The sequence below is a fragment of the Arthrobacter sp. AB6 genome (genome assembly GCF_031844545.1).
In the GTDB taxonomy this organism is placed as follows: domain Bacteria; phylum Actinomycetota; class Actinomycetes; order Actinomycetales; family Micrococcaceae; genus Arthrobacter.
This window is the reverse complement of sequence record NZ_JAUZVL010000045.1, coordinates 1-1,687: the sequence shown is the minus strand read 5'-3', so window position 1 is coordinate 1,687 and position 1,687 is coordinate 1. Positions and strand designations below refer to the sequence as shown.

General features: G+C 61.6%; 1 protein-coding gene. It reads right to left on the bottom strand.

The genetic code is table 11. The annotated features are described in order from the left end of the window. Window positions 1-34: 34 nt before the first annotated feature. On the bottom strand, window positions 35-1,231 hold the full coding sequence (locus Q9R30_RS19210) for an IS30 family transposase (protein WP_311218585.1): 1,197 nt from the start codon (window positions 1,229-1,231) through the stop codon (window positions 35-37). Window positions 1,232-1,687 lie beyond the last annotated feature (456 nt).

Genomic DNA, 1,687 nt, shown 5'->3' with positions numbered 1-1,687 from the left:
GGCGGTTTCTAGGGGTCGTTGCAACACCTGCTGGTTAGGTGGTTAGAAGTAAATCACGTAAACGCTCGGCTGGGGTCTTCCAGCCGAGCGTTTTGCGTGGGCGGCCGTTGAGTTCCTGGGCGACGTGTTCGAGGTCTTCCGGCCCATAGGCGGACAGGTCGGTGCCTTTGGGGAAGTATTGGCGCAGCAGCCCGTTGGTGTTCTCGTTCGAGCCGCGTTGCCAGGGGCTGGCTGGGTCGCAGAAGTAGACCTGCATGTCGGTCGCGAGGGTGAAGGATTTGTGCGCGGCCATTTCCGCACCCTGGTCCCAGGTTAGGGAGCCTCGCAGGTGCGCCGGCAAGGTCGCCATGGTTTTGATGAGGCCGTCGCGGACCGTTTCGGCGGTGTGGTCACCCGGCAGATGAACGAGCATCACGTAGCGGGTGGTGCGCTCGACCAGGGTCGCGATCGCGGACTGGTTGTGGGCGCCGGTGATGAGGTCTCCTTCCCAGTGGCCCGGTATGGCTCGGTCCTCGATCTCGGGTGGACGCTCGGAGATCATGATCATGGGGTCGATGAACCTGGGAGTGCGTTGTTCACCGGTGGTGTGGGCCTTGCGGCGGGTCCGGCCGGTACGTAGGGCTGCCTGGATCTCGCGTTTGAGTCCGCCTCTGGCCTGGATGTAGAGGGCTTGATAGATGGTTTCTGGGCTCACACGCATCTCCGGTTTGTTAGGGAACTCTTCGACCAGCGTGTGGCTGATCTGTTCCGGAGACCAGCGTAGGAGCAGTTTGTCTTTCACGTACTCACGCAGCGTCGACTCAACGGCCAGTTTGGCTGTCTTGGGTCGCGCCCGCCGCGCAGCTGCCTTGCGATTTGCTCCATGGGGCAGATAGCCCATCTGCGGATCGGTATTTCGTGCCAGTTCTCGGCTGACTGTTGAGGCCGATCTGCCGAGAGTGCGGGCGATCGCTCTAAGCGAGGTTCCGGCTGCCTGGAGATCCCGGATCAGTTCCCGTTCCTGAACATTGAGGTATCGCGGGTCGATGCGTTTCTCCAGCGCTGATACCGGGACCGGTGTCGTTCCGGCCATGCCGCCGGGGGAAGTCATGGTGATCACTCCACGTTTGTAGTCGACCACCCGGCCGTCGGGGTAAATGCGTCGCCCGCCGGACTTCCGGATTCCCTGGTCCCACTCCTCGGCGGTCCGTAAATGAATACCCACTGCCAAGGCAGCTTTCCGCCGGCTCACACCGGCCTTGCGCAGTCGGGAGAACTGGTCCCTTCCAGGGTGTGGACCTGTCCCCGGCTTCCCCTGCCCCTTCAACCCGGCGTTGCGCACCCACGCGGCGCACGTATTGGGATTGAGCCCGAGTTCCTTTGCAGTCTCCGTGGTGCTCTTCAGGCGGTCGAATAGGGCGAAGAACTGCTCTTTCTGCCCAGCCGTGTACTTCTGCTGGGCAGACTGCTTCCGTACTTTGCCCCGGGCTAAACCTGCCTTGCGGATCCATTGGTGACAGGTCATCACATTGAACCCCAGCTCCCGCGCAGCGGCACTCGCATTCTGAACCCGATCCAGAACAGCAAAGAACTGGTCCTTCTCATCCTGCGAATATCTCCGCCGCCCAGCAGGCTTCTCTGTTAAAGACGACACGGTCGTTGCAACTCCCGAAAATTCTGGGTGTTGCAACGACCGCTAGAACCCGCC